This is a genomic window from Paenibacillus sp. FSL R7-0216, from assembly GCF_037969915.1.
Lineage (GTDB): Bacteria > Bacillota > Bacilli > Paenibacillales > Paenibacillaceae > Fontibacillus > Fontibacillus rhizolycopersici.
In genome coordinates, this window is the sequence record NZ_CP150222.1 from 725,725 (window position 1) to 749,772 (window position 24,048).

The 24,048-nt window shown below is 54.6% G+C and carries 17 protein-coding genes, 1 tRNA gene, 1 pseudogene and 1 riboswitch; of the genes and pseudogenes, 12 read left to right on the top strand and 7 right to left on the bottom strand.

Annotated elements, in window-relative coordinates:
• Positions 1–225 precede the first annotated feature (225 nt).
• On the bottom strand, positions 226–531 hold the full coding sequence (locus MKZ15_RS03050; protein WP_339822269.1) for an antibiotic biosynthesis monooxygenase: 306 nt from the start codon (positions 529–531) through the stop codon (positions 226–228).
• Between the two features lie 163 nt (positions 532–694).
• Here MKZ15_RS03050 and MKZ15_RS03055 point away from each other — a divergent pair, with 163 nt between their 5' ends.
• The 9 genes from MKZ15_RS03055 (at position 695) to MKZ15_RS03095 (ending at position 12,258) form a co-directional block, all read left to right on the top strand.
• Positions 695–1,582 carry a TIGR01777 family oxidoreductase gene (locus tag MKZ15_RS03055; protein ID WP_193416678.1) on the top strand — a complete coding sequence of 296 codons (888 nt, stop codon included), beginning with the start codon at positions 695–697 and terminating at the stop codon, positions 1,580–1,582.
• A gap of 20 nt (positions 1,583–1,602) precedes the next feature.
• A complete protein-coding gene (locus MKZ15_RS03060; protein ID WP_339819748.1) occupies positions 1,603–2,364 on the top strand; it encodes a class I SAM-dependent methyltransferase in 762 nt (253 codons plus the stop codon).
• Positions 2,365–2,366: 2 nt separating this feature from the next.
• Positions 2,367–2,747: a VOC family protein gene (locus MKZ15_RS03065; RefSeq protein ID WP_167521283.1), complete on the top strand. Its 381-nt coding sequence runs from the start codon at positions 2,367–2,369 to the stop codon at positions 2,745–2,747.
• A gap of 108 nt (positions 2,748–2,855) precedes the next feature.
• Positions 2,856–4,175 carry an extracellular solute-binding protein gene (locus MKZ15_RS03070; RefSeq protein WP_339819750.1) on the top strand — a complete coding sequence of 440 codons (1,320 nt, stop codon included), beginning with the start codon at positions 2,856–2,858 and terminating at the stop codon, positions 4,173–4,175.
• Positions 4,176–4,238: 63 nt separating this feature from the next.
• Complete coding sequence (locus MKZ15_RS03075) at positions 4,239–5,117, top strand: sugar ABC transporter permease (RefSeq protein WP_339819752.1); 879 nt, start codon at positions 4,239–4,241, stop codon at positions 5,115–5,117.
• A gap of 30 nt (positions 5,118–5,147) precedes the next feature.
• Complete coding sequence (locus MKZ15_RS03080; protein WP_193416865.1) at positions 5,148–6,029, top strand: carbohydrate ABC transporter permease; 882 nt, start codon at positions 5,148–5,150, stop codon at positions 6,027–6,029.
• Between the two features lie 40 nt (positions 6,030–6,069).
• Complete coding sequence (locus MKZ15_RS03085; RefSeq protein ID WP_339819753.1) at positions 6,070–7,953, top strand: sensor histidine kinase; 1,884 nt, start codon at positions 6,070–6,072, stop codon at positions 7,951–7,953.
• Positions 7,950–9,542, top strand: coding sequence for a helix-turn-helix domain-containing protein (locus tag MKZ15_RS03090; protein ID WP_339819755.1), 1,593 nt, complete (start codon positions 7,950–7,952; stop codon positions 9,540–9,542). The genes MKZ15_RS03085 and MKZ15_RS03090 overlap by 4 nt, the downstream gene beginning before the upstream one ends.
• 40 nt (positions 9,543–9,582) lie before the next feature.
• Entirely contained in the window at positions 9,583–12,258 is a 2,676-nt protein-coding gene (locus tag MKZ15_RS03095) for a glycoside hydrolase family 2 protein (RefSeq protein WP_339819758.1), read from the top strand.
• A gap of 214 nt (positions 12,259–12,472) precedes the next feature.
• Here the strand turns inward: MKZ15_RS03095 and MKZ15_RS03100 are convergent, their stop codons facing one another.
• The 5 genes from MKZ15_RS03100 to MKZ15_RS03120 form a co-directional block, all read right to left on the bottom strand.
• Positions 12,473–14,491 carry a Na+/H+ antiporter gene (locus MKZ15_RS03100; RefSeq protein WP_339819760.1) on the bottom strand — a complete coding sequence of 673 codons (2,019 nt, stop codon included), beginning with the start codon at positions 14,489–14,491 and terminating at the stop codon, positions 12,473–12,475.
• A 172-nt stretch (positions 14,492–14,663) separates the two neighbouring features.
• Positions 14,664–15,695, bottom strand: coding sequence for a ribonucleotide-diphosphate reductase subunit beta (locus MKZ15_RS03105; RefSeq protein ID WP_193416670.1), 1,032 nt, complete (start codon positions 15,693–15,695; stop codon positions 14,664–14,666).
• Positions 15,696–16,449: 754 nt separating this feature from the next.
• A complete protein-coding gene (locus MKZ15_RS03110) occupies positions 16,450–18,783 on the bottom strand; it encodes a ribonucleoside-diphosphate reductase subunit alpha (RefSeq protein WP_193416669.1) in 2,334 nt (777 codons plus the stop codon).
• Between the two features lie 228 nt (positions 18,784–19,011).
• The gene (gene nrdG, locus MKZ15_RS03115; protein WP_339819764.1) at positions 19,012–19,530 is read right to left on the bottom strand and encodes an anaerobic ribonucleoside-triphosphate reductase activating protein; all 519 of its coding nucleotides are present in this window, start codon (positions 19,528–19,530) and stop codon (positions 19,012–19,014) included.
• Positions 19,527–21,503, bottom strand: a complete 1,977-nt coding sequence (locus tag MKZ15_RS03120) for an anaerobic ribonucleoside triphosphate reductase (protein WP_339819766.1) — start codon at positions 21,501–21,503, stop codon at positions 19,527–19,529. The genes nrdG and MKZ15_RS03120 overlap by 4 nt, the downstream gene beginning before the upstream one ends.
• A gap of 177 nt (positions 21,504–21,680) precedes the next feature.
• Positions 21,681–21,932: riboswitch (cobalamin riboswitch) on the bottom strand.
• 493 nt (positions 21,933–22,425) lie between these two features.
• On the opposite strand from MKZ15_RS03120, the gene MKZ15_RS03125 reads away from it, so the two are divergent.
• The 3 genes from MKZ15_RS03125 to MKZ15_RS03135 all read left to right on the top strand — a co-directional run bounded on the left by MKZ15_RS03125 (position 22,426) and on the right by MKZ15_RS03135 (position 23,413).
• A complete protein-coding gene (locus tag MKZ15_RS03125) occupies positions 22,426–22,725 on the top strand; it encodes an MTH1187 family thiamine-binding protein (RefSeq protein WP_155608263.1) in 300 nt (99 codons plus the stop codon).
• Between the two features lie 71 nt (positions 22,726–22,796).
• Positions 22,797–22,869, top strand: a tRNA-Thr gene (locus MKZ15_RS03130).
• A 223-nt stretch (positions 22,870–23,092) separates the two neighbouring features.
• Positions 23,093–23,413, top strand: a complete 321-nt coding sequence (locus MKZ15_RS03135; protein WP_339819768.1) for a DUF5131 family protein — start codon at positions 23,093–23,095, stop codon at positions 23,411–23,413.
• Positions 23,414–23,686: 273 nt separating this feature from the next.
• Here the strand turns inward: MKZ15_RS03135 and MKZ15_RS03140 are convergent.
• Positions 23,687–23,817: pseudogene (locus MKZ15_RS03140) on the bottom strand (site-specific integrase); the annotation flags it as partial.
• Positions 23,818–24,048: the final 231 nt, after the last annotated feature.

A 24,048-nucleotide genomic window follows, 5' to 3' on the forward strand; every position in this document is an offset into this window, starting at 1 on the left:
TTTTTGGGGCTATCCTCCTAGCCAGCCAACTGCAAAAGTGCAGTTGATATTTCGCTAAACCTTCGTATCTCGCGACTGAACTGCAAAAGTGCATTTGATTCAGGGACGAATCCGGGAATAAGAGGTGATTTGCCGGATTTAGACTGCACTTTTGCACTTGATCGCCCGAATCGAACCAAATTGGCGAAAAAGAACTGCACTTTTACATCTCACTCATGCGCGCGGCTACTTGATTCCCTTCCCGCCAACCGGGCGGATCGGAATGGATTCCACTCCGGCGATCAGCGGCATCGCGCGTTGAATCATCGCTCGCGTAGCTTCATCTTGCAGTGAAGCGGCATGAGCTTCCGCGTTGCTCCAAACCTCCGTAACCCACACGGTTTCGGGCTCTGTTTCCGAAACGTTCACCACATACAGCTCGCATTCCGGAACGCTCCCGGCGCCGGCGGCGGCTTCCAGCAAGATGCCGACCAGCTGGTCGCGTTCCCCGGGTTTGGCTGTGAATTTAGCGTACATGCCGAACTTGTCCACCGTCATCCTCCTCATATAGTGTCTATAAACTCAACTGTAACTCTAACTTTGCTTAGGAGAATTATCGCCTAACCTCATCTGGCAAGCAACAACTTCATTGGAAAAATCCCCCGTGACGGCATGGTATAATAAAACTAAATGTCAGGGCAAAGGAGCGGATCGCATGCCGAAAGTGGTATTGGCTGGGGGCACCGGGTTTGTTGGACAGGCGTTTGCGCAGAGGTTCAAGGAACTGGGAGCCGAGGTTAAGGTAATCTCAAGACAAGCGCCCCATATTCCCTGGGAGGACCAAAGTGCCATCGTGCAGGCGTTGGAAGGGGCGGATCTGCTGATTAACCTCGCCGGTAGATCGGTGAATTGCCGGTACACCCCTGAGAATCGACGGCTTATTCTGGAGTCACGGACGGAAACAACGCGTCAGCTTGGGGAGTGCATCCTGGCCTGCCAGCGTCCGCCAGCGTTATGGATCAACTCCAGTACGGCGACGATTTACCGGCATGCGGAGGACCGTCCGATGACGGAGGAAAGCGGAGAAGTGGGCTCGGGTTTTTCGGTTGACGTCGCAAAAGCATGGGAGGAGGCGTTCTTCGCCTTTGACCTCCCGGCAACAAGGCGGGTCGCGCTGCGTATTGCGATCGTACTGGACGACGGCGGGGTGATGGGCCCATTGCGTAATCTGGTACGCTTCGGATTAGGCGGAGCCCAAGGGTCCGGCCGCCAGCAGTTCAGCTGGATTCATATGGAGGATCTGTTCCGGATCGTCCGATTCCTGCAGGAGCATCCCGAGCTCGACGGCGTGTTTAACGCCTCCGCCCCGCATCCGGTCACGAACCGGGAGCTGATGGCCGGCTTGCGACGGGCAATGGGCGTTCCAATCGGCCTGCCCGCGCCGAGTTGGCTGCTGGAGCTGGGCGCTCGCCTAATTCGCACGGAGACCGAGTTGGTGCTGAAGAGTCGCTGGGTGTTGCCGGAGCGGCTGCAACGGGCGGGATTCACCTTCCGATTCGATACGTTGGGGAAGGCGCTGCAAGAAATTGTCGCACGTAACTAGGACAAGGGGGAGCAAAGGCAGTGGATCGAAGCGAATTGAAGAAGCGGTGGGAAGCGGAGGAGGCCAAGGCTTTTCAGGGTTGGGACTTCTCGGAGCTGGACGGACGGTTGGAAGAAGAGGAATTGCCTTGGGATTATCGGACCTTGGTTCAGCAGGAGATGAGCGAGAACGCAGTGATGCTCGATATGGGAACCGGCGGGGGCGAGTTTCTGCTGTCCTTGTCACCGCCACCCGGCCGCACCTATGCGACGGAAGCGTACCCGCCCAACTATGAGCTGTGCCTTGCCAAGCTGCCGGCTTATGGGATTGAAGTGTCTAAGGTGGAGGAGGATGACCGGCTGCCGTATGAGGATGAATTTTTCAATTTGGTCCTTAACCGTCATGAATCGTTTTCGGCCAAGGAGGTCTATCGAATCCTGAAGCCGGGCGGAGTGTTTATCACCCAGCAAGTGGGTGGGCGGAACAACCGGGAGCTGTCGCGGAATCTACTTGGCGAAGGGGCAATGAAGACGCCCGCCGAGTTCGATTTGGCCCATACGGTTCGAGACATGATTGAAGCGGGCTTCGACGTCGAGGTTCAGCAGGAGGCTTTTCCCGAGGTGAAGTTTCGCGATGTGGGTGCGCTCGTCTATTTTGCCAAAATCCTAGAATGGGAGTTTGCCGATTTCTCTGTGGAACGTTGTTTCGAGAAGTTATGCGAGTTGCAGAACATTATAGATCAAACCGGATTTGTATCCAGTCGGGAGCATCGGTTTTTGATTCTGGCGCGGAAGGAGAGATGAGGATGAAATTTGTAGATGTCGCGATCTTAACGGATCAGGTGGTGGCGATGACCCGGTTCTATGAAACGGTCCTGCAAGCGACGGCGGTGGGGGACGAGATTCACGTGGAAATGAAGACCGAGGGCACGGGACTCGCGATTTACTCGCGGCGGGCGGCGGAAACGGATATGGGGTTTGATTTCTCCACCTATTGGGGATCGGGGAACTTCACTTTGGGTTTTAATGTTGAGGACGTCGATGCGGAATATGGGCGGTTAAAAGCGCTGGGCGTTGAATTCGTGGCGACTCCTACCACGTACCCTTGGGGAGCCAGGTCGATGCATTTTCGCGATCCGGACGGCAATATCGTGTGCTTTAGAAGCAGAATAGAACCCTTTGTCTAAGTTCCAAACCGAAATTTTTCACCCCTGGTGCCGCGATTCGTCTCCTTATGTTTTGAGAGCGCTAACATTACAATGAGTTTAATCAAAGCAAGGGGGGATTCGAATACGATGAAAAAATGGATATCACTATTGTGCAGTGCCGCCATGTTGGCGTTGTTGCTCGCCGGCTGCGGCGGGGGAAATGAGGCTTCGGGCAGCGGAGATAACGGTGGAGAGAAAGTGAGCATCTCGATCTGGCATAACTGGACAGGCCAAGATGCCAAAGCGGTGGCGATGCGGAAAATTATCGAGGATTTCCGGACAGCTCATCCCGAAATCGAGGTTGTTGACGAAGGGCTGCCGACGGACGGGCTGAAGACCCGGCTGCGGACAGTGGCCGCGGCAGACGAAATGCCCGACTTGTTCGTGATGTGGCCGGACGCGATGACGAAGGAATTCGTCAAAGGCGATCTGCTGCAGCCGATCAACGATGAACTGGATGCCAATCCGGATTGGAAGAACAACTTCATTCCGAATGCGCTGGACGGTTACACGGTAGACGGCAAAATCTACTCCGTGCCGATGAACCTGGCGCCAAGCTCTTTTATTTACTACAACGATAGCTTGTTTAAGAAATATAACGTGAAGGTACCGGAAACATGGGAAGAATTAGAGACTGCGATCCAAACGTTTAATGACAACGGCGTGATCCCGATCGCGCTGGGCAACAAAGCGAACTGGGTGGCACAATCGACGTTCTTCAGCACCGTGGGCGACCGGGTTACCGGCACGGAGTGGTTCCTGAAGGCCGTTGCGCAGGATGGGGCCAAGTTTACAGATCCCGAGTTCGTCGAGGCGTTGACCAAGTTCCAGAAGCTTGGCGACATCAAGGCGTTCCAGGATGGCTTCAATAGCCTCGACGAGACGCAGATGATGCAGTTGTACTTCCAGGGGAATGCCGCGATGGTCGTCAACGGCGGTTGGGCGCTGGCCAACCTGGTCAACAATGCGCCGCCGGAAGTGCTGGACAACACGCATATCACCATCGTCCCTACGATTGATGGCGGCAAAGGAGCCGCAGATACGACCGCAGGCGTCGTCGGTACGGGCCTTGGCGTCAGCAAGAAGTTGACCGGTGCCCGGAAGGAAGCGGCGATGAAGCTGTTCTACGCGATGGCAGGTCCCGACGGGCAAAAGGCTACTTTGGACAGCAGCACCTTAGTCAGCTACAACATCGAGCTCGACAAGAGCAAAGCGCATCCGCTGTTCGTAGAGCTGTATGATCTGATCCAACGTGTCAAAATCGTACCCGTTTACGACTCCAAGTTGGGCTCGGCAACCGTAGAAGTGGTGAACAACGGGCTGCAGGAGCTGCTCATGGGCGGCAAAGCGGAGGAAATCGCTCGCAAGATTCAGGACGCACAAGCCGCGGCTGTGGCTTCGAATTAGCAGAGTTCCCCCTTCCCCTCAGGGGAGGGGGATTATTTTTTCCCTTAAAGGATGTGAGAGAGCATGAACGCCTTACGCAGCAAGAGCTTCATCATCACCGGCCTGCTGCCCGCGCTGGTGATTTACTCGTTGTTTGTTTTCGTACCGGTGATCTGGTCGGCGTATTACGGTTTCTTCAACTGGTCGGGCATCGGCGAAGCGAAATATACCGGCCTAAGCAACTATGCGGAAATATTGCGGGATCCGGTGTTTTGGCGGGCGCTGACAAATAATGTCGTGTTCGTGCTGGCTTCGGTGTTCGGGCAAATTCCGCTGGCTCTCGCCTTGGCGGTGTTGTTGCACAAAAGCAATCTGCTGCAGCGCTTCCTTCGCTCGGCGGTTTTTCTTCCGATGGTCTTGTCCACGGTGGTGATCGGGATGATCTGGCAGTACATTTATCATCCGCAGATCGGCATCCTGAACTTTCTGCTGGACGCGCTGGGTCTATCCAGCTGGAAGCTGGAGTGGTTGTCGGACGGCAATATCGCCATTTATTCGCTTCTTCCGCCGCTGATTTGGAGTTATGTCGGACTTTATCTAATCATCTTCATGTCTGCGCTCCAGAACATCCCAGGTGAAATCCACGACGCGGCTAAGATCGACGGCGTCTCCGGTGTTCGCAAGCTCCTGACGATCTCGCTGCCGATGATTAAGAATACGGTACAAGTGGCGGTTGTCCTGTGCATATCGGGAAGTCTCAAGTCCTTCGACCTGGTCTACATCATGACGAAGGGCGGCCCGGCGCATGCGACCGAGCTGCTGGCGACATATATGTACAATTCGACCTTCTCGACCTATCGTTATGGGTTCGGGAGCGCGATTTCCACCAGCATCATGATCATCAGTCTGCTATTGATTGGCACCAGCCAGTGGCTGACCAATCGGAAGAAAGACGCCGCTTAAGATGAAAGGAGGTACCCATTGAACATGAACATGAATCTAACAACCCCTCTATCGGCGAAAAACGCGGGGAATGGCGGCGGCGGGCGGGTGCTGGGCAAAACGGGCCGGCTTTTGTTTTGGGGCCTGCTGACGCTCTATGGGGTGGTGACCCTGTACCCGTTCTTCTGGCTGGTGATCAGCGCGTTTAAGACGAACGCCGATTTCTACGCCCGTCCCTTTGGGCTGCCGCAGGTGTGGCATGGCGACAACTTCACGCGGGCTTGGGAGAGCTCGCGGCTCGGTACCGCATTCGGGAATTCGCTTATTGTGGCTCTCGGATCGCTTGTGCTGACCTTGTTCATAGCCGCGCTGACTTCGTTTATCCTGGCCCGTTTCCAGTTCCGCTGGAAAGGTGGGGTCTTGACCTTCTTCGTGATCGGGATGCTGATCCCGATTCATAGCACCCTGGTTCCACTGTTTATTCTCATGAAGCAGATGTCGCTGCTGAACACGTATTGGGCGCTGATTCTGCCTTACACCGCATTTGCGCTGCCTACGGCGGTATTCGTGCTGACGGCGTACCTGACGAGTGTGCCCCGCGAGCTGGAGGAAGCGGCTTTTATCGATGGCACCGGCTTGTGGGGGTTATTCTTCCGCATCATGTTGCCGATGTCGGTTCCGGCCTTAGCCACGGTGACCATTCTTAGCTTCCTGCATTCCTGGAATGACTTCTCCTTCGCCCTCGTGTTTATCAACAAGACGGCGCTCAAGACGCTGCCGCTGGCCATCGCTAACTTCGCAGACGGCTACCAGACGGACTACGGCTTGTCGCTGGCGGGCATGACGCTGTCGGTGATCCCGACCATCGTTCTCTATTTACTGTTTCAGGAACAAATGATGAAGGGGATGACGGCCGGCGCGGTGAAAGGATAAGGGAGGAATATCCTACACCGGAGCAAAGGGGGAGCGCAACATGCATAAATGGCTGACTACGTCGCTTCAGCGCAAGCTGTCGGTGGTGGTTGCGGCGTCCATGATCGTGCCGATGTTGGCTTTGGGTTTGTTCGCCTTTATGATCTCTTCCAACATTACAGAGGAGAAAACGAAGCTGACCGGCAGCGACATGCTGAAGCAAATGGATGCCAATCTGCGCTTTATGCTGGAGGATATCGAAACGTTGTCGATCTTCTTGATCGGGGAACGGGATTTGCAGACCTATCTGACCGGCCCGGAGGACAATGAGGCTAAGCGGACCGAGTTAGTAGGGAGAATGACGAATCTGGCGGCCTCCAAGCCTTATATCGCCAATATCGCCATCTATCCCGAACGGTTTGACGGACGCCTGTCTACGGCCACATGGTATGAAAATGAGCTCCCGCCTGCGGCGGCGGAAGCGATTGCCGGGGGCGTGAAAACATGGTCTGGCGTATACGAAATTCGCGATTACGCCGGGATGGAGCAGGTCATGACCTTGTTCCGGCCGATTCGCAGCATCTATGATTTTCGCCGACTGGGTTGGCTGGCGATCAGCCTTGACGAACGGGAGCTTGCCCGCAATCTGGAATCGCCGGAGTTTGGCCAGGGGATGGGTAAAGTCGAATTGATTGGAGAGGACGGTACCATTCTGTCATCCGCCGACAAGTCCAGGTTAGGCCAGCCGCTGGATACCTTTGCGCCCGGCCTGTTCGCTTTGATCCCGGGCGGGGTCGCGGCGGCGGACGACGGAGGGGAACCGCGCAGCAACCGCCTGATTGAGAACGGGAGCGTGATCTATGGCAGCGGGGATTCAAAATCGACGGTGCTGTACCGCCGCGAGCCGTTGACCGGCTGGATGCTGGTGGGCAGTGTCCCCTACGACCAATACCAAGCGGAGAACCGCTATATCTTGACGTTAACCGCTATGGTGGTTGGTGTCTCCGTGCTGGCGTGCACGCTGCTGATTTGGTTTACGGTGCGCCGGATCACCCGGCCGCTGCGCGTGTTGACCCGACATTTGTCGCGGATCGATCCGGAGCGGCCTTTGCCGCGTTTTCCAGCGACCTCGGATGATGAGATCGGCCGGCTAGGTCAGAGCTACAATATGCTCGGCGCTCATATCGAACGATTAAAGCGGGAGGTCATCCGCGGGGAGGCGCGCAAGAAGGAGGCCGATCTGCGGGCATTGCAGGCGCAGATCAATCCGCATTTTCTGTACAATACCTTGTCTTCGATCCATTGGATCGCCTTGATGTCGGGGGAGCGGCGAATCGCCGATATGGTCGAGGGGCTTAGCGACTTCTTGCGGATCAGCCTTAATCAGGGCCGAGATTATTGTCCGGTTGAGCAGGAACTGGCGCATATCCGTAACTATGTTCGGGTCCAATCGATTCGTTTTCCCGATAAATTTGATGTTGAGTATATCGTGGAGGAAGGGCTTCTGGATAAATGGATGCTGAAGCTGCTGCTGCAGCCTTTGGTGGAGAACGCCTTGATCCATGGGATTCAAAAACGCGAGGGCATCGGAACGATCACCATCCTGATCCAGCCGGAGGGGAAACGCATGCATGTAATGGTCATGGACGATGGGCTGGGGATGAGCGCCGCGCGTTTGGATGAGGTCCGTCAGGCGCTGTCGCTGCCGGGAGTTGAAGGGACAGGGAAATCGCAGGATCAAGCGGCGATGCCGGGGGCGGTTATGGCAGAGACCGCGGCTATGATGGCCACGGTTGCAGAATTGAACGCTGGATATGGGCTTCGCAACGTAAACGAGCGGCTGTTCTTGCATTACGGACAAGAAGCGGGCCTTACCGTAGATAGCCGGGAAGGCGAAGGGACGCAGGTTTCGTTCTCTATTCCGATCATGGAGGGATCGCCATGAACGTATTGATAGTGGATGATGAGGTCATCATCCGGACCGGTCTAGCCAGCGTTATTTCCTGGAGCGAGCTCGGGTTGAATCTGCTTCCGCCGGCCGCATCCGCGGAGGAAGCGCTCGAGCGGCTGGAAGCGGAGCGGCCGGATATCCTGATCACCGATATCCGAATGAACGGCAAGACCGGCTTGGAGCTGGCGGAGGAAGCGGCCGCAAGGCTGCCGGGGCTGGAGGTGATCATTTTGTCGGGTTACGGGGATTTTGCCTATACCCAGCAAGCCATCCGCCAGGGAGTTGGCGACTATCTGCTGAAGACCAGCAAACCGGAGGAAATTATCCGAACGGTGCTTCGGGCCAAGCGACGGCTGCAGGAGCGCCGGGCCGAGGACTCCCGCGCTCAGCGGCAGGCTCGGGAAGAGCGGCGGCGTCAGTTGGTTAAGTGGGTGATCGAAGGCGAGGTAGGATCGGTCCCGGTTCTTTCCGAGCAGGAAAATCAGGAAAGGGAAATCTCTATTAGCCCGGGATACCGGCAGGTTTTACTTTTGTCCGCCGACGGCTGGGGCCAGGAGGACGACGCCGATTCGCTGCTGCGATTTGCCGTGCAAAATATGCTGGAGGACTTGCTGCCGGGTGCGGCGGTATTGATCCACCAAGGTCAAATCGTTTGCGTGACCGGGCTAGACAGGGGGGATGCATTCGCTACGGTCGGGCGTTTGAAGGGGGTACTTGAACGGATCGAAAATCTGCTGAACTGCCGGCTGCGCCTGGCGGCTGGTATTGCCGTGGACGATCTGGACCAGGTCCATCGAAGTTATTTGACGGCGGCCGCCGCCCTTGCTTACCGTGATCTGCTGATGAGCCATAAATTGCTGGATTACCGGGAAATCGCCGATCGCAAAGGCGGGAGGACGGTGTTATCGCAAGAGGAGGAGAACGGGCTTGGCGCGATCCTGTTGGAGCAGGATCCGATGGCCCTGCGGGCTTGGACACAGCGGTTGGCCGACGAGCTGGCCGCGGACCCGGAATGTACGCCGGAATCGTATCAGGCTTGTCTGCAATCGGCGGCCGTCGCCGCGCACCGTTGGCTAGAGCGAACGCTCCGGGCTTTAGGGAAAGAAGGAGAAGCGCGCTTCGAGCCATGGCTGCAGCAGCAGGTCGAAGGGGGCAAGCTGAAAGAGGAGCTGTTTCGTCATCTGCATGCCGTGATGAACTTGTATCACAGCCAGCTCGGCGAAGGGCAGGCTTCCCATGTGCAGCGGGCCAAGGCGTTTATGGAGTCCTGCCCGGCGGGGGAGCTAAGTTTGCAGCAGATCGCAGCTTATGTGCACCTGCATCCCGGGCATCTTAGCGAGCTGTTTAAGAAAGAGACGGGAAGCAACTTCGGCGACTACGTCACCGCTCTGCGGATGCGCCGAGCGATGGACCTGCTGGTCGTATCCCCGGCCAAGGTGAGCGAAATCGCCGGAATGACCGGGTACGAGGACGTGAAATATTTCAGCCGGCTGTTTAAGAAGCATACGGGGAAGACGCCCAGCGAATTTCGCGAGGAAGCGTTGGGTTATGATCCGGCAGGCGTGACAGCGAGCGAGAATTAATCGCCATCCTACATCACCATCGGGAAAAGAGGGACGATTCATGATTTTATCGGGACCATGGAAGCTGCAGCATTTTGAGGTTGGGGAGAAACCACCTTTGGAGCTGGCCGCCCCCGGACTGGACGACCGCTTCTGGATCGAGACAAACGTTCCGGGCGACGTGCATTCGGCGCTGCTGGAACGCGGGATCATCGAGCCCCCGTATTACGGGCATAACGATGCGAAGTGCCGCTGGATCGAGCGGAAAGTATGGTGGTACCGCACGACGTTTGAGTTGAATGCCGTACCGGGGGATGAAGAGCGGATGGAACTCACGTTCGAAGGGCTGGACACGTTTGCGACTGTTTACGTCAACGGACATGAGATTGGCTCGGCATCCAACATGTTTCGCTGCTATACGTTCGACGTCACGCGGATCGTCCGTGAAGGCCGAAATACGCTGGCGGTTCGATTCGATCCGCTAGATCTACATCACCGGGACAAAGAGCAGTTCGAATGGTCCTCCTATACGAAGGAGCGTCCCTGGATCCGCAAGGCGGCGATGAACTTCGGATGGGACTGGGGGCCGCGGATCGTGACGACCGGCATTTGGAGTCCGGTTCGGCTGGAGCGGCGCAGACGGGCGAAGCTGACCGGCGTATATGCCGCAACGTTATCCGCGTCGGCGGAGGAGGCGGTCATCCGGGTGAGCGCCGAAGCGGAGGCCTTTCGTTCCGGAACGACGGCGGTGGCCGTCGTACGATTGCTGGACGGGGATGGGGCGGAGGTAACGTCTGCCAAGCTTCCTGTGCTGGAGGAATGCGGGGCTCTATTAGGCGTTCAAGCAGGGCTGAGACAAGCCTTTCCGGAGGCTTTTCGAACGAAGGGATCGGCGTCGGCCGAACTGTGGATCGCCCTGCCGCGGCGTTGGTGGACGCATGATTTGGGCGAGCCTTATCTGTACACTTTGGAGGTGACGCTTCTTGCCGACGACGAGGAGATTGACCGCTACGAGCAGCCTTTTGGCATACGCACGCTGGAATTATCGCTGCAAAATCCCGACGGCAGTCCGTCGTTTGCCTTTATCCTTAATGGCATTAAGGTTTATGCCAAAGGAGCCAACTGGATTCCGGCAGATCATATGATCGGATCGATCTCGGAACCCATGTATCGCGGACTGATCGAGCTGGCCGTGGAGGGGCATATGAACATGCTGCGCGTTTGGGCCGGCGGCATTTATGAGAAGGAGATTTTTTACGAGGAATGTGACCGCCGCGGGGTGCTCGTGTGGCAGGATTTCGCTTTTGCCAATGCGCTATTTCCGGACTTTAACCGCGACTTCATGGACAATGTGCGTCAGGAAATCATCGATAACGTCAAGCGGCTGCGGAACCGCGCCTCGCTTGCGCTTTGGTGCGGCAACAATGAAATCGACTGGCTGGTTGACATGAAGTCGGCAGCGGGTGACATTACCGGAGCTTTTTTCGGCGAGACGATCTATCATGAACTGATCCCCGGACTTTTGGCCGAACTGGACCCGTATCGTCCGTATTGGCCTTCGTCGCCCTATGGCGCGCAGGACGGGTATGACGCCAACGATCCGAATCAGGGGGACCGCCATAACTGGCAAGTGTGGCATGGGTCGGTGTACCCGCGTATGCAAGGCGAGAAGCCGCGGCTCGATTATAGCATCGAAGGGGTTACGTTTAAGAACTATAAGCAAGACCTTGCTTTGTTTAGCAGTGAGTTCGGTATGCATGCTTCGGCGAATCGATATACGTTGGCGAAGAACATTCCCGAAGGGAAGTTTACCTGGGGGAGCGCCGAGATGGCGTATCGGAACAAGGATACGAACCATCGCAAAGGGATTTTGCTGATGGAAGGCTACACGGGGATTCCGCAGGACATCGAGGAGTACATGAATTTCTCCATGCTGACCCAAGCGGAAGGGCTGAAGTACGGAATCGAGCATTTCCGCCGCCACCGTCACCGCAACAGCGGCGCGCTGGTGTGGCAACTGAATGACAGCTGGCCGGGGACGAGCTGGTCGATGATCGATTACGAGCTGCTACCGAAGGCTTCGTATTATTATGGCAAGACCTTCTTTCATCCCATACTCCTGTCCCTGGAGCATGAGCCGGGCGAGCCGCTACGCGTGTGGGTGGTCAACGACACGTTGGAGGAGTTGGAGGGAACTGTGACGGTAACGGTGCATCCCTTGGTACAGGGCGGCGATCTGGCGGGGGCGCAGGAAGTCGGGGGAATGGGAGGCGGATCCGCAGGCGTGCAGGACACTCCTCCGGGAGGCGTTCGTCGGTTTTCGTTTGCGGCGAAGATCCCGCCGCAAACGGCGCTGTCGCTCGGAGGCTTGGAAGAGGCGAAGGCGCTGGCCGGTTTGGCGCCGGAAGAGGTGCTGGTGGAGCTGAGCGCCACCGGATTCGCCGCACCGGTGAATCGCTATTATCTGCGCGACCCGAAGGAGCTGCGCTTGCCTGCCGCCGAGCTGGACGTGCAGATTGATGAAGCAGCGCAGACCGTCACGGTCACGGCCTCCGGCCAGGGCGTTGCCCGGCTGGTCAAGCTGGAGCTGCCGCTGGGCGGGGTCCGCTTCAGCGACAACTTCTTCGACCTGCTGCCTGGCGAGAGCCGGACGGTCCGCCTGCGGCATCCCGGCGGTTTACCGCTCCCGTGGGCGGAGCTGCGCGTCGGCGCGCTCAACGCTGGAACGCTCGCGTAACGGAACGAGCAGACCTTATTTCGGCGAAAAACGCCAGTTACCCAGTCTAACGGAACGAAAAGACGCTATTTGGCTATTTAAGGCCTGATCCCAGGCTAAATAGTCCCAATAGCGTCTTCTGGTTCCGTTAGATTTCTGTGTTGCCCATTCTTCGCCGAATAAGCGCGTTACGTTTCGTTACGCTCGCGCGGCACCGCCGTCTCCTTAATCATCGCTATTCCTCGTGCTCATAGAGGGTGAGGCTTTCGATCTGGTTAATCGCTCGGCGCAGTTCCCGGGCTTGTTCCCGGTTAATGTCGCCATTCTCGAACATGCGGCTGATTTCCGCGCGTTCAGCGTCCATGACCAGCAACCGCAGCTCTTCCTTCTGAGCTTCCGTTTTCTCGCTGAATGGATCCGCGGTGCCTTTAAGCCGGGCGATCCCACGCTTGTAATCCAGGATGACGAATTGGATCAGGTTGTCCGATTCGTTCCCTTTCTTCAGTCCCTGCAAGTGCTCGAGTGCGGCTTGCAGCGCGTGGATTTGGATGGTTCTTCCCTCGGCCTTCATGGCGAACTCCTTGTATTTTCGTTTCGCGCGCCGAAAGTCTCGAACCGCACTGCCAACCAGGAAAAAGAAGCGAGCACGGCCGCTTTGCGACAGCTTCTCTTCCCGTAACTCCAGCGCCTTCTCGAAAGCCTCGAACATCTCTTTGTCCATGCCTCCGTTTGCCATCACCTGTTGGATGTAGCCGCGTTCCACCTTCAGTGCAACACGGTGCAATTCGGTGATTTTACCCAGCATGGCCGGACGATCCGGACGCTGAGCTCCCCATTGATCCAAGGCCGGCTGAAGCAGCCGGCTATATTCGTCCATGAGCTGGTAGGCCGCTGTCTTGTTGTCGTCGTTCATTTCTTCCTTGATCTTGTTTATCGCTACCCGCAGCACGCGGGTACGGGCTTCATTCATATCGAGAAACTCGTCGGTCTCTTCGCCGGGCGCGCCCCCTTTGCTAAGCATAGGCAAAAAGATCGTGGCCACAATCAACGTAAACAAGATGACGCCTGCCGCCAAGAACAAGATCAACGATCGTTCCGGGAACGGACCGCCGCTGGCGACTACATAAGGGATCGACAATACCCCGGCCATCGTGACTGCGCCGCGAACCCCGGTCAGGGTCAGAACCAAGCTGGATTTTATCGTAGGTTTGTCAACCTCGCCGACTTTAGCCTTCCGGTATTCATAAATGGCAAAGAAATGCGACCAGATGAAGCGAATCGCCAAAATCCCGATCCCAACAACAAGCGCGTAACCGACTGCCAGCACATTGTTAATATTCGGGTTGTCGACGGTAGCCTGCATCGATGACGGGATGTTCAACCCAAGCAGCAGGAAGACAATCCCGTTCAGGATGAAGAGCACGGTGGACCAGATATTTTCCGTTAACACCTGTTCCTCCGCCAGCATCGTTTCCGTTCGCTCCCGCAATAGGGAATGCACGATACCGCCCACAACCACAGCAATAACACCGGAAGCGTGCAGGAACTCCTCCGTGACGATAAAGATCAGGAACGGCGTCAGAATTTGCAGCAGGGAATGCAGCGTGGCATCCTTGATCCCTTGTTTGAGCAGGGAGAACCGAATCCAGGTCATGATTAAGCTGAGCACCAGTCCCAGTAAGGCTCCGGTCACGAACATATAGGAGAAATCGAACACGGCTTCCCGCAGCGAAAAATACCCCGTAACAACCGCAGCAACCGCGTAGTTAAAGGCTACCAGGCCCGAGGCGTCGTTGATCAGCGATTCCCCTCGGACGAGATTCAGCACCTTCTCGGGGAGATGAATTCGCTTGGCGATCCCGTTGACGGCCACCGGATCGGTAGGGGACAGAATCGCGGCCAGTGCGAATGCCGCGACCAGTGGAATGTCGGGAATCACCGCATGAATGAGGTAACCGCCACCCAATGTAGTTAATACCACCAAGATAATTGCGTTCCCCAGAATCGCCCCGCGCATATTCCATAGTTGGTCGCGGGGGAAATACCTGCCGTCGTTGTACAACAGGGGTGCAACGAACAGCAGCAAGAACCATTCTGTCTCGAGTTCCAGTGAAAACCCGTTAAAGGCTAGCGCAATCAGAATCCCAAGAGCGATTTGCGTCAACGCGGTAGGGATCAACGGGATATAGTGGCTGATGATGTTGGAGGCTACAAGACAGATCAGAAGCATAATTACGGTAATCAGTAAATCCATAAATGCTAACGTCCTTCCGATGTTCCGGCACTGGGCCGATTTGGTAGTTAATCATAGCATATCCCGTTTTTTTAAACCGAAGTTAAATGGGACAAACTTTTTTTGCGAAAAAATGCTCTTCCGCAGAGCTAATGCAGAAGAGCCGCCATCATTTATTGCGCCGTTCTTGTCCTTACAGGTCGTCGAACCCGTTGTCGTCGCCAACCTTGCCATAATTACGGGATTTGGCCTCGAAAAAGTCCGTTTTCGTCGCGTTCAGCGCCTCGTCGGAGAACGGCTTGATCCACGGCATGCAGTTGATATCGACGCCTTGGTACGCTTTGTCCAGACCCATCAACGTCAGTCGCTTGTTGGCGATATATTTGATGTAATCGGACAATTCGTTCAAGTCGATGCCTTGCACATCTTTTAGCGTATAATGCGCCCAATTCGTTTCCAGCTCGACCGCCCGGTCGATCGTGCGATAGGCGTAGTCGATGTTTTCTTTCGTGTTCAGCTCCGGATAATCGACCAGCAATTGCTTGAACACTTCGGCAAAGAAGTAGCAATGCTGATTCTCGTCCCGCTGGATATACGAAATCATTTGGCTGGTGCCCATCATTTTCTGATCGCGCGCCAGGTTGTAGAAGAAGGCGAATGTACTGTAGAAGAAGATGCCTTCAAGAATAAGGTCAGCAACCAGGGCTTCAAAAAACGTCTGCGGCGTCGCGTTATTACGGAAGTTCTGATAGATGTCGGAGATGAACTTGTTGCGATCCAGCAGCACCGGATCATGCTTCCAGTATTCGAAAATCTCTTTCTGCTCCTGCTCCGATACGATCGAGGACAACACGTAGGAGTAGGATTGGTTGTGTACCACTTCCTGCTGACCGATGATCGCCGAAATCGCCTCCAGCGACGAGTCGGTGAAGTAACGTTTTACGTCGCCAACGAACATCGTTTGCATCGAATCGAGTACCGCCAGCAGCGAGATGTTGATCTTAAAGGTGCGCTGCTCTTCCGAATCGAGCAGGGCAAATTGCTGCGCGTCCTTGGCCATCGGGATCTCATCCGCGATCCAGTGGTTGAGCAGCAGCACTTTGTACAGCTTGTACATATGCGGCATGCGGATGTCATTCCAGTTCAAGATGCCCGAGCTTTCGCCGCCGATGATCCGCGTTGATTTGTTGGGGGCTTCGGTGTTGAATATCGTTTGAAGTTGCATGGGATTTCGCTCCTTAATTTGTAGTGGATCATGCGGGAGGGGGCCGCCGGCTGAAATGTTCTTACGATCGCTGTTGCTCGCGGATTTCTCTGATTGAACTGGATTCAGAAGTTGTAGAAATCCACTCGCAAAGGCGACCTAGCGCATGCTTCCGAAGTAGCTTTCTTTCAGAAAGCTTTTAGCTTCTTCAGAATCATTTCACCTCGGTTCAATGAGCTTAAGATCTGTGTCCTAGCTCATTGAACCCTTTGGCCCATTCCCCGCATGTATTATTACAAAGCCGTGAGCGCATCCCCCGCAGGGGATGGCGCCGCCTAGCACGCAGTGGCATTTCAAACGCCCCTGCCGCTCAATTTCATTAAAAGTAAGTGCATCCCGAAGGGACAACGACTCATTCGCACTCGGTTCTCGCCAAAACGCCCCAAAGTCGCAGTCACCGCCCTGCAGGAGCGCCTGAAGTAGAGCGGGCCCGAAGGGCGAGAAGCGGCTCATCCCGCCAAAGTCCCTCGGGTGCGCCGACAGCAGCAGTTATGAGCAGCACGGTTTACCAGGTCACCCGGGTGCGCCCAAAGTAAGACGTACCCGAAGGGGGAAAAGCGTTCCACGAGCCAACCTAAAGCGTATCCCCGCAGGGGAGAGCGTGCAGGAGCGCCTCAGTCACTCCAACGTTCCTCTCATTGCGGGAGCCCAGAGGGCAGCAGGCCCTCGGGCGCCCTCCCTTACGGTAAGGGAGGGGTGGGGAGGGATGAGTCCCCTATGAGGCACAACTTTCGCACTCCTCAATCGTCAACGCCCGACTGCGCACATAATACGTCGACTTCAGCCCGGCCTTCCAAGCATGCAGGTGCAGCTCCAGGAATTCGGTGGCTTTGATGTCCGGCCGCACGTACAGGTTGAAGCTTTGCCCTTGGTCGACGTGGCGCTGGCGAGCGCCGGCCATGTCGATCGACCAGTGTTGGTCGATCAGGAACGCTGTCTTGTAATACCAGATCGTTTTTTCGGACAGATCCGGTGCCGGGTTAGCGATCTTGTACGTCGTCTTCTCCTCATAGGAGAGCAGCTCATACAACGGATCGATGCTGGCGGTGGAACCGGCGATGATCGAGGTCGAGCCGTTTGGCGCGATGGCGAACATCCAGGCGTTACGGACGCCGTTCAAGCTCACTTCCTTCTGCAGCGCGCGCCACTGTTCGGTCGTTACGTATTTGCCTTCGCGCGTGCCGTCCGTGTAGTTCCGAGCTTCAAAGTAATGCCCCGTTTCCCAGTCGGAACCGGCAAACTTCGGATATTTCCCTTTTTCTATGGCAAGCTCCATGCTGGATTTGACCAGCAGGTAGTTGATTTTCTCATAAAGCGCATCGTTGTACTCCACGGCCTCCTTGGATTCCCAACGGATGCCCTCGAGCGCGAGCAGATGGTGCAAGCCAAACGTGCCAAGGCCAATTGCCCGATATTGGCTGTTCGTGTATTGCGCCTGCAGCACTTCGATATTGTTGATATCGATGACGTTGTCCAGCATCCGCGTCTGGATCGGTACGAGCCGCTCCAGCACGCCAGCCGGCACCGCGCGGGCCAGGTGGATCGAGTTCAGGTTGCAGACGACGAAGTCGCCCGGAATTTTGGACACGACGATCCGGGTTTGCCCGTCCTTCGTTACCAGTTCCTCTTGCTCGACGACCGTCGGCGATTGGTTCTGCATGATTTCCGTACACAGGTTGGAGGAGTAAACCATCCCGTGCGTGCGGTTCGGGTTCGCTCGGTTGACCGTATCGCGATAGAACATGTAAGGCGTACCGGTCTCCAACTGTGATTTCAAAATCCGCTTCATGATATCGATCGCCGGCATCGTGATGCGCGAGAGGGTAGGGTGGGCGACGGCTTCGGCGTATTTTTCGCGGAAGCTGCCCTTTCCGAACTCCTCATCATAGAAGTCCTCCAGACCCAACGGACGTCCGTTCTCATCCTTCCAGCCCATCGTCTTCTTCACTTCATGCGGGCAGAATAGATTCCATTCGCCGCGAGCTTCTACCGCCTCCATGAATAGGTCAGGCAGGCAAACGCCGTGGAAAACGTCATGCGCACGCATCCGCTCGTCCCCGTTGTTCAGCTTCAAGTCGAGGAAGGCGAGAATATCCTTGTGGAAAACGTCCAGATAAACCGCGATCGCGCCTTTTCGCGTTCCGAGTTGGTCGACGCTGACGGCGGTGTTGTTCAACTGGCGGATCCAAGGGATGACGCCGGAGCTGGTATTCTTATGGCCGCGGATATCGGAGCCGCGAGCGCGGACTTTGCCGAGGTAGACGCCGATGCCGCCGCCCATTTTGCTCAGTCGAGCCACGTCGGTGTTGGAGTCGAAGATGCCCTCAAGGGAATCGTCTACGGTATCGATAAAGCAGCTGGAGAGCTGACCGGCGACTTTTTTACCGGCATTGGACATGGTTGGGGTTGCGGCGGTCATATAAATGTTGCTCATCGCCCAATACGCTTCCTTCACCAATTCCAGGCGTTTCTCTTCCGGCTCCTTGTGCATCAGGTACATCGCGATGACCATATAGCGCTCCTGCGGCAGCTCCATCGTCCGTCCGTCGAAATCGGTAGCGAGGTAACGCTCGGTCAGCGTCAGTAGGCCAATGTAGTCGAACAGCAAATCGCAGGAAGGGTCGATCGTGCGGCCCAGCTCTTCAATTTGCTCTTTCGTGTAGCACTCGAGCAGCTCTTCGCGGTAGATGCCCAGCTTGCACAGCTCGGAGATGAGGTGGTGGAACGAGCCGTACGGCTCCTCGGGGTAAGCTTTGTAACGGCGGTTGACCGCTGCTTTTTTATAAAGGGAAGTGAGCAGGGAACGGGCAGCCGCAAATTTCCAATCCGGTTCGTCTTTGCTGACGAGCTCCAGGGCGGACATCGTAAAGGCATTGCTGATCTCTTCGCCGTTCACTTCGTCGCGACGGAGCTTGGCATTCACGCCGCGTAATAGGCGTTCTTTATCGAGGTTATGTAATCCTTGCAAAATACGGTCGGCATAGACGCCAAGGCGCTCGCCGTCAAACGCAAGTTGTCGGTTGTTTGGTTTGGTCACTAGAGTGGGCATGAGAGGAATCCTCGCTTTCGTGAAATAAGTTGGAATGAATGCTGCAGTCCGCCTGTGTTTACCGCAAATCTTGAATTTTCAAATTGCAGATAACGGGTGAAAAAAGGGGGCGCAAGGGTACTCGCGCTCCGTGATGAATGTTGTCAAACTGTGACAAAGGTCACAGGCTTTTAATTATACCAGAAACTTCTATTGTTCGTGATCAAAAAGTCAGCTTTTTAGAGGTACCTAGAAAGAGAACATGGACTCCCATAATACGGGCTTTCCCTGCCGCAGGCTTTGCTGAATATCGACCAGCCGCTGGTTGGAGCTCCCGCGATAGAGGAGGGAAGGGTCGCGAAGCTCTTCTACGAATCTTCCGTCAACCAGCACCTCGCAGCGCCTTAGCAGCTCGTATGCAGGTGAGCCAGAGCGTTCTATGATTTCTTCGTAGGTATAACCGCTGTAAATCCAAATCGACACAGGCCCTGTCTCCGCAACCAGTCGGTCGATAAACCCGCTGACTTCAGCGGCGGAGAAGAAAGGGTCCCCGCCAAGGATCGATAAGCCGCTTAGCAGGGGGTTATTTTTAACGTCATGAATGATTTCGGCTTCGCGTTCCAAAGTAAACGGTTCGCCGTAATCGAAGTTCCAGGTCTTCGGGCTGAAGCAGCCCTTGCAATAATGACGGCAACCGCTGATAAAAATCGCCGCCCTCAAGCCTTCGCCTTCATTAATAGATTCGGGATAGTAGCCGCAAAGATTCATACGTCGTGTTTGACCCGGTCGCGCACTTCCGCTTGTTTGGCTGCATTAAACCGCGTTTGGAAATCGCCGGTCAGGTAGCCCGTCACCCGGCGCAAGCGGCGGATATGCACATCGTTCTCATGGCTGCCGCAGGAAGGGCAGGTTGCCCCGATAATCCCTTCGAAGCCGCAAGCCGAGCACCGGTCGATCGGATGGTTGATGCTGAAATAGCTGACCTGCTGCTGCAGGGCGAATTGCACGATTTTCAGGAACGCTGCCGGGTTGCTGCGGGCATTGCCGTTTAGCTCGATATAAGAGATCGCACCCGCGTTGCAAAGCCCGTGGAACTTGGCTTCCAGTTCGATTTTTCGCGCGGCACTGAGGTTGTAGTAGACCGGGATATGAAATGAATTCGTGTAGTATTCGCGATCCACGACTCCGGGAATCGGGCCGTATACCGCACGGTCCCGTTTAGTGAATTTGCCGGACAGGCCCTCCGCCGGGGTGGCGAACAACGTGATGTTCAGATTATGGATTTCGCTTTGGCGGTCGCAATAGTCGCGCATGTAGGCGATCAGATCATACGCTTTCTGATACACCGCTTCGTCTTCGCCGTGGTGTTTGCCGTACATGGCCTTCATGCATTCGGCCAAGCCGATGAATCCAATGGACAAGCTACCGTGTTTGAGCAGATCGCCAACCGCGTCGTCCGGTGCCAGCGCCTCGCCGCCCTCCCAGACCCCTTCACGCATCATGAAATCCGAAGCCTTCGCCTTCTGAGAGGCTTGGATGTTGAAACGGTGCAGCAGACCCTCCAGCGCGATATCCATATAATGCGTCAGCTCCCGGTAGAAGCCGCGCTCATCGGCCTCCTTGCGATGGCCCAATTCGATCCCGTGCTCCAGGCCTATTTTGACGAGGTTTAGCGTATTAAAGGATAGATTTCCTTTGCCGGACAGATGGTTCCGTCCGAAACGGTCGGCCAGCACCCGGGTGCGGCAGCCCATCGTAGCGAATTCCGTATCCGGATTCGTCGGATCGTAATACATCAGGTTCAGCGGGGCATCCAGGTTGGCGAAATTCGGATACAGCCGTTTGGCTGAGCATTCCGCAGCTTTCAGGAACAGGGAGTAGTTTGGTTCTCCTGGATTTTGATTGATCCCTTGCTTGCATTTGAAAATCTGAATCGGAAAAATCGGCGTCTCCCCGCTGCCTAGCCCACGCATGGTCGCGGTGAGCAGGGAGCTGATTACCAGCTGTCCTTCCGGCGAGGTGCAGGTTCCGTAGTTAATGCTGGTGAACGGGATTTGTCCGCCGGCCCGGCTCGACATGGTGTTTAGGTTATGGACCAGGCTCTCGGCTGCCTGCAGCGTTTCGCTTTCGGTTTCCTTTAACGCATATTTGAAGGCTTTCGGATACCCGTCTCGGAGGTCGCTGCGGCTCATGGCAATGTCGCCCAACTCGGCGCTGGCATCGCCTTCCTCAAAGTAATCCAACCCTTTGCGGAAGTACTTGGCGAATGATTTGGCCACGTACGGGGCGAGATCGAAGTCCAGTTTGTTCGCGGATACGCCGCCGTATTGGGAGTTTTGCTGGGATTGAAAAATGATCGCCACCAGCGCCATCGCCGTCATGATGGAGGATGGCGGGCGTACGCTGCCGTTCCCGGTATTGAAGCCTTCGCGCAGCAGCTTATCGAAAGGGATAAAGATGCAGTTGGTTGTGCCGATGGCGTATTGGTCCAGATCGTGGACGTAGACAATATTGTCCTGGATGGCTTGGACCAAGCGGGCCGGCATCACGAAATGGTTTGCGTACCATTTAGCATACTCGCTTCCGAATTTACTCATCTTGCCGGAGAAGCTCTCCCCGTTCAAATTGGCGTTCTCACGCAGCACCTCGAGATTTCGACTGTGCACGATTTCCTCGCCTAATTGAATGACTTCATCCAGCAAGGTGTCTCGGCCGGTATACGTCTGGTTTAGCAATGCCATAACAAAGTTCTCCTCCCGATAAACTGAGTTTTTACTTCATATAAAAGGGCATGTCCAACCCGACGAGGGTGGACATGCCCGAATGCGCTGCATCATAACGATCACGTTGGGCATAGAAATAGAAGCCCTAAGGTTCAGCGGCAAGCGGACACCATCCCTGTTCCTCGCAGGTTTTCCGTCGGTGTCTTCCAAACGGGCAGGTCTCCTGGCTTTCGGGTCATTGCTGACGCCTTCCCGCAGCCTTAGAATCAAGCCGCAGTGGCATAAAGGTCAGACGAACGGCTGGGCCTTCAAGACGATTCGATGAACGTTTCGTCTCTAGCGCCTAGCTACCGATTACAGTGGCGGGACCGCAGCGGCTTTGCACCGCACTTCCCTTTTAAGGTCCGGAGGCTTGTCCGCCGGATCACCCGTTCACACTATATTTTGTTGCGTTGATCTAAGGATAGCCCAAGATGTTGTGTTTGTAAACCGAATTTTTACCATGTAAATGACCTGAAAACGTCGTGAAAATCTCCAGTCCTTATAACGATGCGGAGAGTGGGGGACGAGGGAGAATTGTGAACATTTATGAATGGGACTGAGGAACTAGGAGGATGGTTGGGGGCGGCAACTGTTTTTCGAACGGTGTTGGCTAACGGACTGAGAAGTCGTTATTTCTGCAATTTCTGACGAATAAGAAATCTAACGGACCCCAAGGCCCTTATTTGGTGCGAAGACGTATAAATGGGGCAGATTCTAGGCAAATAGCGGCTCCAAGGTCCGTTAGAAAGCGAAGTTCGGATTCCCGGGACAAATAAGGTCACTACAGTCCGTTAGAGATCGGTTGATCTTCAAGTGCAAGGATGGGTAGAATGGAGGTAGGTTGAATAACAAGCTCGTGATTGAAAACAAAACCACTACCAGAAAGAAGGGATCGATTATGGCCATCGCTGAAGTAACCGTCATTCCGATCGGAACGGGTAGCACCAGCCTGAGCGCTTATGTCGCTGAGTTGCATCGGGTGCTGGAGAAGCAGACGGGAATTACGTTTACCCTAACCTCAATGAGCACGATTATTGAAGGGCCGTTGGACGACGTGTTCGCCGCCATTCGTGCCATCCATGAAGCGCCGTTCCAGTCGGGTGCCGGCCGCGTGTCGACGTCGATCAAGATCGACGACCGCCGCGACAAAGCCAGCTCCTCGGAGCAGAAGCTGCGCTCCGTTCGCGAGAAATTGTAATTACCAAGCATTGGCGCTTGCATTATTTTGAAAACGAGTTATAATAATTTTTGTTCGCTAAAAACGAACTTGCTGGTGTAGCTCAGCTGGTAGAGCAACGCATTCGTAATGCGTAGGTCGGGGGTTCGAATCCCTTCACCAGCATCCTTAATGCAAGTGGAAACGCGCCCTCCGAGGTCTCGGGGGGCGCGTTTTTTTTGTGCAATAAGGGAATTTCTAACCTTTTACGCTTTAAAGCTTCACCTTATAGAGAACATTGGCATACTTTCCAAATACTCACTAATAGATCAAAGAGGTTACTAGAACTTGCCCCACTGTTGAAATGGACCTCAAATATCTGGCAAGGGGTCACGTTGAAAATCATAAGGTGTTACAAAGAGTTGAACATCTTAGAGAAACACCGGTTAAAATAAAGCTTTTGTCGTGTGAACCACATCTTGGCCCAATTTTGAACTTAGATCTTACGGGTATTTACTGGGTTATTATTGGTGGCGAGTCGGGGCCTAAGGCTCGTCCAATGAAGGAAGAATTGGTATGTGAAATAAAAGATCAATGCCTGGAGCAGAATAACGCCTTCTTTTTTAAACAATGGGGAGGAGTCCAAAAGTTTCGGATTGGAAGGCTACTTGACGGTCAAGCATGGGATGAGTATCCTGATGACACAACTTTGGCGAATAAACAAAATTAAAGCATTTTTTCACCGATTTTATTATGCAGGATCTTTGTTTTGAAAGTGATAATTTTACTATTCTAGGGTAGCGCGGCTTCCATGGTTTTTCGGAGAACGCGCTTATTTGTATTGAGGGTTAATCATATTTAAATCTGTCTGACCCTAATACCCTTAAGCTTATATTTCTATAATACCTCTTCGCTCTTCGGATCATTATCACCTAGTATCAATTTCCCGATCCTTTTAAGAACGCTGCCTGAAGGTTAGGAAGAAGTGAAAATAAGTATCTTATGTAACTTTAATTGTGAGGAATACCTTATTCTTTCCTGAACTACTTTAGGATGGATTCCGGCCTTAAGAAGCAGGGTAGCTTGTGAATATCTTAAATCCTGAAAATGAATTTTAGGAAATTGGGATGTTCTTTAATGATCTTGTTCAAAATCTGATCTTAAGAACGGGAATCTAATTAAGACTTAAAGTTAACCAATCCACGATGACAGTTGCTCTAGCGCGGTTCTTTTTCCTATGTTGTAAAAAGTCGATTAATAAGGAAGGGATTATAAAGGGTTTGGAGAATATTTACTTTCGAGAATGAAAAAGGAGGTAGGGGGACTATATTGAAAATAAAGTATTTACTTTTTAATTTTTTCCTT